Origin of the sequence: Streptomyces sp. CMB-StM0423, from assembly GCF_002847285.1 — a bacterium.
Classification (GTDB): Bacteria; Actinomycetota; Actinomycetes; order Streptomycetales; family Streptomycetaceae; genus Streptomyces.
Genome location: NZ_CP025407.1, coordinates 4,658,353 through 4,672,069, shown reverse-complemented (window position 1 = coordinate 4,672,069; position 13,717 = coordinate 4,658,353). Strand labels below are relative to the sequence as shown.

Sequence of the window (13,717 nt, the reverse complement as noted above, 5' to 3'; positions counted from 1 at the left end):
ACGAGACGGGAGGCGGGGACGATGCCGGCCCCGGACACCGCACCCCAGCACCCACCGTCCGCGGGGGCGACTCCGCCGGACCCGCCGCCCGCCCCGCCGCCAGCCCCGCCGCTGGCCGCCCCGCCGCCCGCCCCGCCTCCCTCCGTCTCCCCGCTCTCCGAGCCGGGCCCCCGCTACGTCGCCGAGCGGCTGCTGACCACCCTGCGCGAGGAGATCGCGCGGGCCGACACGAAGGCGGCCGTCCTGCTGTCGAGCGGCGTGGCCCTGCCCGCGCTCGCGGTCCCGGCCGTGCCTGCGGGCGTCGGCTCGGGCCCGGTGGGCGTGGCCGGGGTGGTGCTGTGGCTGGCGGGGATCGCGATGCTGGCCATCGTCACCCTCCCCCGTACCCGACCGGGCACCCCGCGCGCCGGCCCGTCGCCGACCGCGCTCCACCGCGGCCCCGGGCGGGACGGTGCGACGGCGGCGGTACTCGCGGCGGGGCGGGACCCGGGGCGCTGGCTGCTGGAGCAGTCGTACGACCTGGGGGCGATCCTGGCGGCGAAGTACCGCTGGATGCGGTGGGCGGTGGGGTGCCTGGTGGCGGGAGGAGCGGTGACCGCGGCGACGGCACTGCTCTGAAGGCAGTTATCACAGCACTGTTATATTAGCGCTGTGACATCTACGGACCCCACCAAGCTGCCCGACCCCTGGCAGTCCCTGCACACGCTCCTCGCCGGCCTCGACGCCGAGATCGAGCAGGTCTACGCCGACCGCGGCATCAAGGGCGTACGCCCCCGGTTCGCGTATCCGCTGATCCGGCTCGCCCACACCGGACCGCTGACCATCCGCGAGCTGGCGGAGTCCCTGCACCGCTCGCACTCCGCGGTCAGCCAGACCATCGCCGCCATGCGCAAGGAGGACCTGGTCACCTCCGAGCCCGGGCCCGACGCCCGTACCCGGCGGATCGAGCTGACCGAACGCGGCCGGTCGCTCGTCCCGTTCCTGGAGGCGGAGTGGCGCGCGACGCACGCGGCGGTCGCCGAGCTGAACGACGTGCTGCCGTACACGATGACCGCGGTGGTCGAGGACGTACAGGCGGCGCTGGCGGACCGGTCGATGCGCGAGCGCATCGAGGACCACCTCGTCGAGCCGCCCCGATGAGCCGGCGCGTCCGCTTCCTCGACACCCGCCCGCTGCGCAGCAGTCCCCCGTACCGCGCCCTGTGGATAGGCACGTCGGCCTCCCAACTCGGCGCCCAGATCACCCTCGTGGCCGTGCTCGCCCAGGTCTGGGACCTGACGGGCAGCACCGTCGGCACCGGCGCCATCGGCCTGGCCACCGGCGTGCCGATGATCCTCTTCGGCCTCCTCGGCGGCACCCTCGCCGACACCGTGGACCGCCGCACGCTCGTACGGGCCACGACGGCGGGCCAGTTGCTGGCCGCGGGCGCCCTGTGCGCGCAGGCGCTGGCGGACAACAGGAACGTCGTCCTCCTGCTCGCCCTGGTCGCCCTCAGCACCGCCTTCTCCGCCCTCGGCGCCCCCGCCCGGCGCACCTTCCCGGTCCGCCTGCTGCCGGCCGACCAGGTCGCGGCGGGCCTGGCGCTGAACAACGTCTCCTTCCAGTTCGCGATGCTCGCGGGACCGGCGACGGCCGGGCTGATCATCGCCCGCTGGGACCTCCCCGCCGCGTACGCCACCCAGGCCGCGGCGATCGCCGTCGCGATGGCCGCGGTCTTCCGCCTCCCCTCGATGCGCCCCGAAGGCGTACGGGCGAAGGGCGGCAGGCGCCGCGCGGAACGCGGCGGCTGGCGCATCGTCCTGCGCCGCCACACGCTGTGGGGCTCGCTGGCCACCGACCTGTCCGCCACGCTCCTCGCGATGCCGATCGCGCTCTTCCCCCTCGTCAACGAGGTCCGCTTCGACGGCGACCCGCAGACCCTCGGCCTCTTCCTCTCCGCCGTCGCGGTCGGCGGCATCACGGCGGGGCTGCTCTCCGGCACGGTCACCCGCTGGCACCGCGGCGGCCTGGTCCAACTGACCGCGGCCGCGGTCTGGGGCCTGGCCCTCGCCTGCTTCGGCCTGGCAGGACCCCTCTGGCTGGCCCTGGCCTGCCTCGCCGTGGCGGGGGCCGCCGACACGGTCTCGGTCGTCACCCGCAGCGCCCTGGTCCAGCTCGAAACCCCCGACGCCTACCGCGGCCGGGTCTCCTCGGTGGAACACGTCATCGGCGTGGCAGGACCCGAACTCGGCAACTTCCGCGGCGGCCTCGTCGCCTCCGCCACCTCGGCGACCGTCTCCCTGGTCACGGGCGGCCTGGCCGCGGTGGCGGCGATAGCGGCGATAGCCGCCGCCAACACCCCCCTCAGGGCCTACCGCACCCCGGCGCCGGAAGCGACACCCCCGGCCGCGCAGGAGGCCGCCGCCCAGCCGGCCTCGTGACCGCCCTCCTCAGCCGGCGGCGTAGAAGGCGTGGGCGGCCGGGGTGATCCACTCCGGGCGTTCCCAGGTGGGCCAGCGGTCGCGGGCGGACCCGTCGATCGCCGCGGCCGCCTCGTCGGCGGGGACGGACGGGACCTGGCCGGCGCCGAAGTCCACGCACACGGAGCGCCGCGCCAGGGGCCGGGGCTGATCCGGCGGGGTCGGTGCCGGATCAGGCCCGCCGCTCGGCCGCGGCCGCGACGATCTCGTCGAGGCGGGCGAGGGCGGCGGTGTACTCGTCTATCTGCTGCCTGATCCGGGCCCGTTCGGCGTCGAGCATGGCGCGCTGCTCGCCGGTCGTGGTGCCGGTGTCGATGCAGGGGAGCAGTTCCGCGATGCGGCGGCTGGGCAGCCCGGCCGCGTAGAGCTGCTGGAAGAAGCGGACCCGGTCGACGGTGCCGTCGGGGTACTGGCGCTGCCCGCCGGCGCTGCGGGTGGGCGTCAGGAGCCCCTGCTCCTCGTAGTAGCGCAGCGCCCGGACGCTCACCCCGGAGCGTCTGGCGACCTCTCCGATACGCACCGGCACCCCTCTCCTCGGCACAGGACTTGCATCTGACGTCAACGGTAGGTCCTAGCGTACCGGTATGACCACCACGCACACCCACCCCGCCCCCGGCCTCCGCCTCGACGGCTCGGTCGCCCTGGTGACCGGCGCCAACCGCGGCCTGGGCCGCCTCTTCGCCCAGCAGCTCCTGGACCGCGGCGCCACCCGCGTCTACGCGACGGCCAGGCGCCCGGAGTCGGCCGACCTCCCCGGCGTCGTACCACTGCGGCTGGACGTCACCGACCCCGCCCAGGTCGCGGCCGCCGCCGACGCGGCGGACGACGTGACACTCGTCGTGAACAACGCGGGAGTCAGCCACTGGACCGACCTCGTCACCGGCGACCTCGCCGCCGTACGCGCGGAGATGGAGACGAACTTCTGGGGCACCCTCAACGTCGTACGCGCCTTCGCCCCGGCCCTGGCCGCCAACGGCGGCGGCGCGATCCTCAACGTCCTGTCCGCCCAGTCCTGGTTCGCCTACCCGGGCACCAACGGCTACCACGCCTCCAAGGCCGCCCAGTGGGCCCTGACCAACGCCGTCCGCATGGAACTGGCGGCCCAGCACACCCTGGTCACCGCCCTCCACCTGGGCGCCGTGGACACCGACTTCAGCTCCGCCTACACCGGCCCCAAGGGCGACCCCGCCCCGGTCGCCCGCGCCGGCCTGGACGGCATCGAGGCGGGCGCGGCCGAGGTCCTGGCCGACGCCTGGAGCACCCACGTCAAGAAGTCCCTGGCCGAGGACCCCACCCGCCTCTACGACGAGATCCGCGCCGGCGTCGTCTGACCGGTCCCGCCCCGGGCCGCGGAAGGCGCGCCGGTCCGCCGCTCCGCACCCGGGCCTCGCGGCCTCCCTACAATCTTCTCGCATGGTCACAAATGCGGTGAAATTGCCCTGGGCCTGTACGGTCAACGGCCAGGATGTCTCCCTCGACGTGGATCCCCGGGAATCCCTCCTGGACGTGCTGCGCGAGCAGCTCGCGCTGACCGGCACGAAGAAGGGCTGCGACCAGGGCCACTGCGGCGCGTGCACGGTGCACGTGGACGGCCGGCGCGTGCTGGCCTGCCTGACCCCCGCGGTGCAGGTCACCGGCCGGGCGGTGACCACGATCGAGGGTGTCGCCGGCGCGGACGGCGGGCTGCACCCGTTGCAGCAGGCGTTCATCGACCATGACGCGCTGCAGTGCGGCTACTGCACGCCCGGCCAGATCATGTCGGGCATCGCGTGCATCGCCGAAGGCCACTGCGAGACGGACGACGAGATCCGCGAGTACCTGAGCGGCAACATCTGCCGCTGCGCCGCCTACGTGGGCATCGTGGCCGCCGTACGGCAGACCGCGGACGCGGTACGGAACGGGGCCTGACGCCGTGCGCCCCTTCACCTACGCCGCGCCGGACACGGTGGCCGCCACGGTGTCCGCGCTGCACATCGCACAGCCCGGCACCAGGATCCTGGCCGGCGGCACCACCCTGTACGACCTGATGAAGCTGGACATCGAGACGCCCCCCGCGGTCCTCGACGTGCACCGGATCGCCGAACTCCGCACCATCGAGGCCGGCCCGCGTGAACTGGTGCTCGGGGCCGGCGCCCGCATGGCCGACGTCGCCGACCACCCGGCGGTCAAGGCCGCGTACCCGGGCCTGTCGGAGTCACTGTGGCGCGCCGCGTCGCAGCAGTTGCGCATCATGGCGACCGTCGGCGGGAACCTCCTGCAGCGCACCCGCTGCCCGTACTTCCGCAACGGCCCGGAGTTCCCGTGCAACAAGCGCCGGCCGGGCAGCGGCTGCGCCGCCGTCGGCGGCCACGACCGTACGCACGCGCTGCTCGGTGGCAGCGACGCGTGCATCGCCACCTACGCGGGCGACTTCGCCGTCATGCTGATCGCGTTCGACGCCGTCGTCGACGTCGTCGGCCCGGACGGGGAACGTACGGTGCCGCTCGCCGGACTGCACGTCGAACCCGGCGACGACCCGGCCCGCGAGCACGTGCTCGCCCCGGACGAACTCATCGTCCGCATCCGGGTGCCCGCGACCCCGGCCGCGCGCGGCTCCACGTACCTCAAGATCCGCGACCGCGAGTCCTACGCGTTCGCCCTCGCCGCCGCAGGTGTCGGCGTGACCGTCGAGGCGGACGGCGCGGTCGGCGACTGCCGCATCGGGCTCGGCGGCGTGGCAACCCGGCCGTGGCGGGCCATGGAGGCCGAACGGACCCTGATCGGGCGGCCGTTGACGCCGCAGTCCGCGCGGCGCGCCGGGGAGGCCGCCTTCGCGGGGGCACGCGCGGGCGCCGAGAACGGATTCCGCATCGAACTGGGCGTGCGCACCGTCGCCGACGCGCTGCGCATCGCCGGAGAGCGAGCCATCCGATGACCGCCGTCCACGCTCCCGGCACCGGCGGCCGGCTACTGGACATCCGCCGCGTCGACGCCCGGGAGAAGGTCACCGGCCGCGCCCGCTACGCCGCCGACCGGGTGCCCGAGAACGTCGCGTACGGGGCGTGGGCCACCGCGCGGGCCGGCAAGGGGCGTATCACGCGCGTCGACACGGCCGCCGCGGAAGCCGTGCCCGGCGTCCTGCAGGTGATCACACGGTTCGGGCCGGACGAACTGCACGACGTCGGCTTCCTCATGGCCGGCGGGCACGCCGTGCAGAGCCTCCAGCCGCTGCGCGACGACCGCATCGCCTACCGCGGCCAGCCGATCGCGCTGGTCGTGGCCGACGGGCTGGTCGCCGCGACCGAGGCGGCCCGGTCGATCACCGCCGAGTACCGGGAGGAGCCGTTCACGGTACGGATCGACGCCGAGGGCGCCGAGTCCGTACGCCAGGAGGAGGCGATCCCGCTGCCGTTCCTGGCCGATGTCAGGGTCGGCGACGCGGACGCGGCGTTCGCGGCCAGCCCGGTGCGTATCGATGGCACGTACGAGCACCCCGCCCAGCACGCGATGCCGATGGAGCCGAACGCGAGCGTCGTGCGCTGGGAGGGCGACCGGCTGATCGTCGACGACACCACCCAGAACGCCAACGCGGTACGGTTCGGGCTCGCCACCCAGCTCGGCATCGACCCGGCGGACGTCGAGGTCCGCTCCCCGTACGTCGGCGGCGGCTTCGGCCAGAAGAACGCCATGCATCTGCACCTCGGGCCGATCGCGGTCGCCGCGCGGCGGCTCGGCCGGCCGGTGAAGATGGTGCTGCCCCGGCCGCAGGTCTTCCACCTCGGCGCGTTCCGGCCGAACACCGTGCACCGCGTACGGCTCGGCGCGGACGAGAACGGCGAACTCCGCGCCGCGATCCACGAGGTCGACCAGCAGACCTCGCGGCACGACCTGTTCCCGTGCGAGAGCACCACGGTCTCGTCCCGGCTCTACGCGGCGCCCGCGTTCCGCGGCGAGCAGCGCCTGGTCCGTACGGACGTGCAGACCCCGGGCTTCATGCGGTCGCCGCACGAGAGCCCGGCCATGTTCGCGTACGAGTCGGCCATGGACGAACTCGCCTGCGCGACCGGCCGCGACCCGGTCGAACTGCGGCTCGCCAACGACGCCGGCGCGGACCCGGTCACCGGGCTGCCGTTCTCCGGCCGGCATCTGGCCGAGTGCCTGCGCCGCGGCGCGGCCCGCTTCGGCTGGGCCGAACGCGACCCGGAGCCGGGCTCGATGACCGCCGAGGACGGTTCGGTCCTCGGCTGGGGCGTGGCGGCCGGGTGCTATCCGGGCGGCATGGTGCCGGTCGTCGCGCGGCTGTCCGCGGCGGCCGACGGCAGCGTCGACGTCGCCGTCGGCGGGCACGAGATGGGCCAGGGGCTCCGCTCGGCGGTCGCGCTGCTCGTCGCGCGGGACCTCGGCGTGCCGGTGGACACGGTGACCGTACGGGCCGGGGACACGACGGCGGCGCCGCAGCACCTTACCGCCGGCTCCTGGGGCACGGCGAGCGCGCTGCCCGCCGTACAGGCCGCACTCGGCGAACTGCGCGAGACCCTGGGCGCGCCCGGGGCCGGTGACCTGGACGTGGGGGCCGCGGTGCGCGCCACGCACAAGCCTGCGGTGACCGTCGAGGCGACGACGCTCGCCCCCGGCCAGACCCGCAAGGACCTCGCGCAGCTCGACCACGGCGTCCTCGCCGTCGGCGGTCCCGTCTACCCCGAGTTCGTCACGTTCAGTTGGGCCGCGCACTTCGCCGAGGTACGGATCGAGCCCACGACCCGGCGCATCCGGGTGCCGCGCGTCGTCACCGTCGTGGACTGCGGCCGGGTGGCAAGCCCGGTCACCGCGGCCGGCCAGGTCCGCGGCGGCGTGGTGTGGGGGATCGGGCAGGCGCTGCGCGAGGAGAGCGAGGTCGACACCCGGTTCGGCGGGTTCCTCAACACGACGCTGGAGGACTACGCGGTGCCGGTCAACGCGGACGTCCACCGGATCGACGTCGACTTCATCGACGAACCGGACCTGCGGTTCAACCCGGCCGGGGTGAAGGGCGTGGGCGAGGTCTGCATGGTCGGCGTCTCCGCGGCCATCGCCAACGCCGTGCACCACGCGACCGGCCGGCGCATCCGCCGGCTGCCGATCCGGCTGGAACATGTCCTCTGAACGACCGGCGACCGCACCACCCGCCGGCACCACCCCCTCCGATCGCCCGCCGGCCGGCCGCCCGTCGGTCAGCCGGCCGGACGCGCTGAGTCCGGCCGCGCTCGCCGACGCCAGACGGCACCAGCCGGTACGCGGCCTGGCCGGGCTGGCCTTCGTCGTCCCCGTCACCGTGCTGCTGTCCGCCGCCGCGGGCGGCGCCCTGCACTCCCTCGTCGTCCTCGGACCGATCACCACGTTCGCGCTGCCGATCATGGCGATGATCGCGTTCTGGTGGGCGGACTGGCCCGGCACGTTGCTGGGCGCTGGGCCTGACCGCCTGGGCGGCCGTGGTGCGCCCCGACGCGATCGAGGCGGAGGACTACGGTGCCTGGTTCACATCGATCGGCGCGTGGCAGATGCTCTTCTGGGTCGCGCTGCGCGGCTGGCTGTTCGCCCGTATCGGCCGGACGTGGCTGCGGCTCCTGCTGGGCAACGTCGTCGTGGTCGCGTGCGGCTGGGCCGGCTACCTGCTCACCGGCCACGTCCTCGGCTGGCCGGGAGCCCGGATCACCGCGACCGCCGGCACCGCCATCGGCTGCGTCCTGCTGGTGTCCACGCTTTTCGAGGCGTGGCCGGCGATCCGGTGGACGCCAGGACCGGGCCGTACCCTCGCCGTGCTGAGCGCGGTGGGCCTCACCGTGCTGCTGGTCCGGCTGCTGCCGAAGCTCGCCCATGCCCTCGCCGTCCCGCAGCCGCGCGAATGGAGCTGGACGACGCACGTCATGCTGAACGCCCTGAGCACCGCGGTGATCCTGCACGTGGTGGTCTGGAAACGCTGGCCGGTGCGCACCCCGGCAATGCATCTACGGGCCCGCGGGTAGGAACCAGTCCGGTTCGGATCCTCGTGGCCGGGAGGCCGGATGCGTGCAGGAGTCGTGGTCGCCGCGCACCCCGGGGTGGCGGATCTCGCCGTACGGGCCGAGGAGCTGGGCCTGGACAGCTTCTGGGTCTACGACACCCCGATGGTCCACGGGGACCCCTTCGTCGCCTTGAGCCTCTGCGCGCAGGCAACCCGCCGCATCAGGCTCGGTATCGGCGTGACCTCGCCGGCGCTGCGCTCCGCCCCGGCCGCGGCGAGCGCGTTCGCCAGCCTCAACGCCCTGGCGCCGGGCCGGATCATCTGCGGCGCCGGCACCGGGAACACCGCCCGGCGCACCCTGGGCATGCCGCCGGCCAAGGCGGCCGAGCTGGAGGACTTCGTCACCGCGCTGCAGGACCTGTGCGCCGGACGCCCGGCCGCGTACCGCGAAGGGGACCGGGCCGGCGAGGTCCGCTTCCTGCACACCGGGGCGCACGTGAACACCGCCGACCCGATCGAGTTCGTCGTGGCCGCGTTACGCGGCCCGAAGGCAGCCGCCGTCGCCGGCCGCCGCGGCACCGGCCTCATCTCCTTCGGCCTGCTCGACCCCGCCGCCTGGCAGGCACTGCACACCGCCCGCCGCCGGGCCGCCGCCCCCGCTACGGACCCCTCCGGGGACTCCTACCTGATCACGGCGCTCCACGTACTCGACGAGGACGAGGACGTCACCGGCGACGCGGCCAGGGACGCGACCGGCCATCTCGTCATGTCACTGCTGGCCTTCGCCGCCGACACCCCGGCCGTCATCGCACACCTCGGCCCCGACGAACGCGAGGCGGTACGCCGCCTCCTGCACCGCCGCGGCACCACCGCCACCGCACCTGACCGGTACACCAAGATCTACCCCGGCTACCTCAGCCGCATCGCACCGCGGGACCGGGACCTGATCCTGCCCTCGCTGATGAACGCCCTGGCCCTCGTCGGCACCCGCGACGACCTCCTCACCCGCATCACGGCCCTGGAACGGGCGGGCATCGACGAACTCCTCATCCAGCCGGTAATCGACGCGCCCACGGAGATGGCCCGGCTCGCCCGGCTCCTCGCCTGAGCACGAGGGGTGCACCGTCCGGGCGAAATAACCCGAGGGCAACGCGTGGCCGTACGCACCGATTGCACCACCACTCTTAACTTTGTGCACATGAGAATTAACATTCTGTCACCATGGACACGGAGGCTGGCCGCGCTGGCAGCCGCCGTGGCCATCTCGACAACGGCTGCGGCAGGCGCCGCCCCGGCCCACGGGTCGTTCCTCGGCCGGCTGCACACCGTCCGCCCGGTCGCCTCCACGGTCCCCGCGAACGGCGACGTGAACCCGTACGGCACGGCCGTGGTCCCGCGCGACAGCGGGAAACTCCGCCGCGGCAACGTGCTGGTCAGCAACTTCAACAACAGCCAGAACCAGCAGGGCACGGGCACCACCCTGGTCCAGATCAGCCCGCGGGGCAACGCCAGGCTGTTCGCCCAGATCGACCCGGACAACCTGCCCGGCCCCTGCCCCGGCGGCGTGGGTCTCACCACCGCCCTGAGCATCCTGCCCGGCGGCTGGGTGGTCGTCGGCAGCCTGCCCACCGCCGACGGCACCTCCGACACCGCCAGCGCAGGCTGCCTGCTGGTACTCGACAACCACGGCAAGGTCCGCAAGACGATCGCCGGCGACGGCATCAACGGCCCGTGGGACATGACCGCCGCGAGCCACGGCAAGCGCACCGACCTGTTCGTCACCAACGTGCTCAACGGCACCGTGGCGGGCGGCGGCAACGAAGTGGACGAGGGCACCGTCCTGCGCATCACCCTCAAGCACCACGGCAAGCAGCCGCCGCACCGCGTGAAGACCACCACGATCGGCTCGGGCTTCGCCCAGAAGACCGACCCCGCCGCCCTGGTGATCGGCCCGACGGGCGTCGGCCTCGCCAAGAACGGCTCGCTCTACGTCGCGGACACGGTCAAGAACCGGATCACCGTCATCCCCCACGCCCTGTCCCGGCACTCCAGCGCCGGCACCGGCAGGGTCGTCACCAGCGACGGCTTCCTCAACGGCCCCCTGGGCCTGGCCATCGCCCCCAACGGCAACATCCTGACGACCAACGGCGGCGACGGCAACATCGTCGAGACCACCCCGAGGGGCCTCCAGATCGCATTCCGGCAACTCGACAACAGCGGCTCCCCGCCCGGCGCGGGCGCACTGTTCGGCCTGGCGGTGGACCTGGACCGCGACGCGGTGTACTTCGTCGACGACGCCACGAACTTCCTCAACGTCCTGAAGTAACCCACCAGGACCCCCAGAGGCCCCGGACCCCCCCGTCCGGGGCCTCTCCCTTGCCCCCACTCACCGGGCAGCGCCTCCGCCCAACGCGAAACCCCAGCTCAGAGAGATTCTGAGCTGGGGTCCAGTGGAGCCGCCTAAGGGAATCGAACCCTTGACCTACGCATTACGAGGGCCTGCAAGATCGTGACGATGGATGCCGAGCCGTGGCACTGGATCCTCTTTTAGCTGGTCAGCGCCGCGCAGCGGAGAGGCACGTGCTCGTCCGGTCCGACCCCTGCCGGGCTGTCCGCTCACGCACGGCTCACGCAGCCGGAGCGTTTCACCGCTTCGTCACAGAGGATCTGGAGCATCTGGGCCCTCGTCGTTCTGTAGCGTTCCTGCTCGGGCAACTGGGATGATGGAATCCCGCAGCACGCAACCAGGATGGGAGGCAGCAGATGGCGTACTCGACCCGCATGGCTGCCGCCCTCTCGGGAGCGACTGTCGGACAACTTCGCACGTGGAGGCAGGACCGTGGCAACGGGCCGATCCTCCAGCCCGAGCTGGCAGCCAGGCCGGCCCTGTACTCCTTCCGCGACGTACTCGCGCTGCGCGCGTTCGCACACCTTCGCCAGGACGTGTCGCTCCAGAAAATCCGCATAGCCCTGGCCACCCTGAAAAAGATCGGTGAGGTCGAGCACCTATCCAGTTACTCCCTAGTGACCGAGGGTGACTCAATCGTCCTCGTCGGCCACGATGACCACGGCACCGATCTTGTGAAGCGTCCTGGCCAACGGGTGATTGCCACCATGGCTGACATCCTCCAGGAGTTCGCTCCCAGAGCTGGCGTCGTCGTCCCTCACCTGCTCCAGCCGAAGCAGCACGTCACTGTCGACCCCGAGACCCAGGGCGGACAGCCCGTGATCACGGGCACGAGAACCCCTTTCGACACCGTCGCGGAGCTGATCGAGGACGGCATCCCCCCAGAAAAGATCGCCGACTACTACCCCGGCGTCACCGCAGACGCAGCACGTGACGCTGCTTCCTTCGCGCTCTACGTGGACAGCTACAGCACGGGAGCGCGCTCTGCCTGATGCGGATCCTCATCGACGAGAATGTCCCCGTCCAGGTGTTGGAGATGCTCAGGCGGCTCCTGCCCGGACATGAGGTCAAGCACGTCGGCGAGATCAAATGGGCAGGAAAGAAGGATCTCGCCCTTCTCCCCGATGCCGCGAGGAAGGGCTTCGATGTCTTCCTGACGAAAGACGCCCGGCAGTTGGATGACCCGTCGGAGACGGAGGCCATCAAGAAGTCAGGCATGCACCACATCCGCTTCAGCCAGGCGCACCGGGGCATGGCCGGTCTGGGCCTGGCTATGGGCGCGGTGGTAGCAGCCATGCCATTGATCGTCGGCGAACTCAACGAAGCAGACACACAGCAGCTGATTCACATCAAGGGCTTGAACCCCGTGAGCAAGCACCGCTTCAAGCGTCTGAACCCGTCGGTCTCACCTCCGCCCTACTGGCCACGTTAGACCCGTCGGATACGGGGCCGACAGGAGGGAGCGTCAGCCTCCTTGGCATACCAGAAGGGTCAGCGCTCACTCAGTATTCTTCTCACCTTGCTCATCTGTCCCGCGCAGACGGCGCGCTCGCTCGGCAACACCGCTGGAGAGCCTGTCCTTCACCGAGTTGGCCCGGTCGAGAGTCTCACTGCCCAGGCTACGGGCAGCACCAGCACCTCTTACTCCCTTTGCTAGAGCTTTATCCCTCACCTCCACGGCAGCGTCCGTCCATCGCCGCGCCTCAGATGAGTCGCTACCGGACTCGATTCCGATCCGCACGTGAAAGTCATAGACGCCGGCCGCGACCCGGTTGCTCGACTGGACCACAGCCGGGGACGTGTTCGGGTGCAGCAACACCTTGGCGTTGGCTACGCCAGCAGCGGCGTTCATTCTGGCGAGCAGAGTTTCAGTGCTCCGCGAGATGTGCTCCAGCCGGTCCTTGCGAGCGACCTTCAGGCCGAGGCGATGCCCGTTGAGCTCATCGGGGGACGCGTCCAGCACCCTATCGAGTTCGAGTACAGCGATAGCGTCCTGCAACTGGAAACAGCGAGCCAGAACCGCGAGCCATTCTCGAACGATGCCCTCAGCCTCCTTGACCGTCTTGGCGAGATCGCCGATCTTGGTCTGACGCTCCATATTATCCGCGAGCGCGTCGAGTTGACGCAGCGCGTACGCCTGCGTCTCCGCAATCGCAGCCGGCGCGGCGTGCACCTTCGACCAAGTGACCTCGTCGACTCTCCCCCGCTTCTCTCGGAGGGTCATGGCCTCCTCGATCACGAAGCCCACTCCGATCATACGGGCCAAAGCAGTGTCCTTCTGCGCTCGCAGTACGTCGTCGACCTTCTTGTCGATCGCGGCAAGATAGTCAGTGATCTCGTCCATGGTCTGCTGCATCGCGACTTGCGCCATGAACTTCCCGGCGTTGGCAAGAGTCGCCGGGTTGGACAGGAGCGATCGGGGCGCGTGCGCGAACTCGACGAACCCCTTGATTTGCCCCTTCCCCCCCTTTAGCACACCCGTGCTGAGCCCCGTCTTCGCGCTCTCCCTCAGGCCATACTTCTTGAGGAGCAACGCCGACTTCGGGGTCAGCTTCACCCAGTGAGCGGAATTGGCGGCGATCTCCGAACCTGCATCGGCGACTGCCGCGCCCGTGGCGAAGACGGACTTGTACCACCGCGGTCCGAGGCTCTTGGACGGCAGTCCCTCCGAAGCGAGGAAGTTTTCGACATCCATCGCGCTCCCAATGACTGTCAGCCCATCCCCGTCGCCTATCAGCTGAATCTCGTTGCCCATGGTCCGCTCCAGCAGTGGCTACTCGCGTCGAAGGTCGTTGGTGTTCGCAGAGTGATCGCCGACCGGAGTGGAAGTCTTCCGAAGACGGGAGACCTCCACCCTCGACCCGGTCGGGACGTGGGTGGACTATTCCTGCG

Annotated in this window: 15 protein-coding genes; 12 read left to right on the top strand and 3 right to left on the bottom strand. The window is 71.7% G+C overall.

Going from position 1 to position 13,717, the window contains the following annotated elements; all coding sequences use genetic code 11:
* The first annotated feature begins 21 nt into the window (after positions 1-21).
* Genes CXR04_RS20360 through CXR04_RS20350 form a run of 3 tightly spaced genes read left to right on the top strand, consistent with a single transcriptional unit; the run spans position 22 to position 2,420 of the window.
* Positions 22-618: a Pycsar system effector family protein gene (locus CXR04_RS20360; protein ID WP_234380360.1), complete on the top strand. Its 597-nt coding sequence runs from the start codon at positions 22-24 to the stop codon at positions 616-618.
* 33 nt (positions 619-651) lie between these two features.
* Complete coding sequence (locus tag CXR04_RS20355) at positions 652-1,140, top strand: MarR family winged helix-turn-helix transcriptional regulator (RefSeq protein ID WP_101423778.1); 489 nt, start codon at positions 652-654, stop codon at positions 1,138-1,140.
* Complete coding sequence (locus tag CXR04_RS20350; RefSeq protein WP_101423777.1) at positions 1,137-2,420, top strand: MFS transporter; 1,284 nt, start codon at positions 1,137-1,139, stop codon at positions 2,418-2,420. The genes CXR04_RS20355 and CXR04_RS20350 overlap by 4 nt, the downstream gene beginning before the upstream one ends.
* A gap of 9 nt (positions 2,421-2,429) precedes the next feature.
* On the opposite strand, the gene CXR04_RS20345 is transcribed toward CXR04_RS20350, so the two are convergent.
* Together CXR04_RS20345 and CXR04_RS20340 are read right to left on the bottom strand one after the other, a co-directional pair.
* Positions 2,430-2,576: a hypothetical protein gene (locus CXR04_RS20345; RefSeq protein WP_234380359.1), complete on the bottom strand. Its 147-nt coding sequence runs from the start codon at positions 2,574-2,576 to the stop codon at positions 2,430-2,432.
* A 55-nt stretch (positions 2,577-2,631) separates the two neighbouring features.
* Entirely contained in the window at positions 2,632-2,979 is a 348-nt protein-coding gene (locus CXR04_RS20340; protein WP_101426495.1) for a MerR family transcriptional regulator, read from the bottom strand.
* Between the two features lie 64 nt (positions 2,980-3,043).
* On the opposite strand from CXR04_RS20340, the gene CXR04_RS20335 reads away from it, so the two are divergent.
* From CXR04_RS20335 to CXR04_RS20295, 9 genes are all read left to right on the top strand, one after another.
* The gene (locus tag CXR04_RS20335) at positions 3,044-3,790 is read left to right on the top strand and encodes an SDR family oxidoreductase (RefSeq protein ID WP_101423776.1); all 747 of its coding nucleotides are present in this window, start codon (positions 3,044-3,046) and stop codon (positions 3,788-3,790) included.
* Between the two features lie 82 nt (positions 3,791-3,872).
* The gene (locus tag CXR04_RS20330) at positions 3,873-4,367 is read left to right on the top strand and encodes a (2Fe-2S)-binding protein (protein ID WP_101423775.1); all 495 of its coding nucleotides are present in this window, start codon (positions 3,873-3,875) and stop codon (positions 4,365-4,367) included.
* A gap of 4 nt (positions 4,368-4,371) precedes the next feature.
* Positions 4,372-5,373 carry an FAD binding domain-containing protein gene (locus CXR04_RS20325; protein WP_101423774.1) on the top strand — a complete coding sequence of 334 codons (1,002 nt, stop codon included), beginning with the start codon at positions 4,372-4,374 and terminating at the stop codon, positions 5,371-5,373.
* Entirely contained in the window at positions 5,370-7,580 is a 2,211-nt protein-coding gene (locus CXR04_RS20320; RefSeq protein ID WP_101423773.1) for a xanthine dehydrogenase family protein molybdopterin-binding subunit, read from the top strand. The genes CXR04_RS20325 and CXR04_RS20320 overlap by 4 nt, the downstream gene beginning before the upstream one ends.
* Positions 7,581-7,906: 326 nt before the next feature.
* Positions 7,907-8,440 (top strand): hypothetical protein, encoded by a 534-nt coding sequence (locus CXR04_RS36045; protein WP_234380358.1) that lies wholly within the window; start codon positions 7,907-7,909, stop codon positions 8,438-8,440.
* A 39-nt stretch (positions 8,441-8,479) separates the two neighbouring features.
* Positions 8,480-9,526: an LLM class flavin-dependent oxidoreductase gene (locus CXR04_RS20310; protein WP_101423772.1), complete on the top strand. Its 1,047-nt coding sequence runs from the start codon at positions 8,480-8,482 to the stop codon at positions 9,524-9,526.
* A 90-nt stretch (positions 9,527-9,616) separates the two neighbouring features.
* The gene (locus CXR04_RS20305) at positions 9,617-10,744 is read left to right on the top strand and encodes a hypothetical protein (RefSeq protein ID WP_234380357.1); all 1,128 of its coding nucleotides are present in this window, start codon (positions 9,617-9,619) and stop codon (positions 10,742-10,744) included.
* Positions 10,745-11,199: 455 nt separating this feature from the next.
* Positions 11,200-11,817 carry a DUF433 domain-containing protein gene (locus CXR04_RS20300; protein WP_101426494.1) on the top strand — a complete coding sequence of 206 codons (618 nt, stop codon included), beginning with the start codon at positions 11,200-11,202 and terminating at the stop codon, positions 11,815-11,817.
* Positions 11,817-12,257 (top strand): DUF5615 family PIN-like protein, encoded by a 441-nt coding sequence (locus CXR04_RS20295; protein ID WP_101423770.1) that lies wholly within the window; start codon positions 11,817-11,819, stop codon positions 12,255-12,257. The genes CXR04_RS20300 and CXR04_RS20295 overlap by 1 nt, the downstream gene beginning before the upstream one ends.
* Positions 12,258-12,323: 66 nt before the next feature.
* On the opposite strand, the gene CXR04_RS20290 is transcribed toward CXR04_RS20295, so the two are convergent.
* Complete coding sequence (locus CXR04_RS20290; RefSeq protein WP_101423769.1) at positions 12,324-13,580, bottom strand: hypothetical protein; 1,257 nt, start codon at positions 13,578-13,580, stop codon at positions 12,324-12,326.
* Between the last annotated feature and the right edge of the window lie 137 nt (positions 13,581-13,717).

What these genes read in the sequence shown, in the direction of transcription:
- CXR04_RS20290 (WP_101423769.1), bottom strand. Translation starts at nt 13,580, where the DNA reads ATGGGCAACGAGATTCAGCTGATAGGCGACGGGGATGGGCTGACAGTC.
- CXR04_RS20300 (WP_101426494.1), top strand. Translation starts at nt 11,200, where the DNA reads ATGGCTGCCGCCCTCTCGGGAGCGACTGTCGGACAACTTCGCACGTGG.
- CXR04_RS20330 (WP_101423775.1), top strand. Translation starts at nt 3,873, where the DNA reads ATGGTCACAAATGCGGTGAAATTGCCCTGGGCCTGTACGGTCAACGGC.
- CXR04_RS20350 (WP_101423777.1), top strand. Translation starts at nt 1,137, where the DNA reads ATGAGCCGGCGCGTCCGCTTCCTCGACACCCGCCCGCTGCGCAGCAGT.
- CXR04_RS20305 (WP_234380357.1), top strand. Translation starts at nt 9,617, where the DNA reads ATGAGAATTAACATTCTGTCACCATGGACACGGAGGCTGGCCGCGCTG.
- CXR04_RS20320 (WP_101423773.1), top strand. Translation starts at nt 5,370, where the DNA reads ATGACCGCCGTCCACGCTCCCGGCACCGGCGGCCGGCTACTGGACATC.
- CXR04_RS20335 (WP_101423776.1), top strand. Translation starts at nt 3,044, where the DNA reads ATGACCACCACGCACACCCACCCCGCCCCCGGCCTCCGCCTCGACGGC.
- CXR04_RS20295 (WP_101423770.1), top strand. Translation starts at nt 11,817, where the DNA reads ATGCGGATCCTCATCGACGAGAATGTCCCCGTCCAGGTGTTGGAGATG.
- CXR04_RS20360 (WP_234380360.1), top strand. Translation starts at nt 22, where the DNA reads ATGCCGGCCCCGGACACCGCACCCCAGCACCCACCGTCCGCGGGGGCG.
- CXR04_RS20310 (WP_101423772.1), top strand. Translation starts at nt 8,480, where the DNA reads ATGCGTGCAGGAGTCGTGGTCGCCGCGCACCCCGGGGTGGCGGATCTC.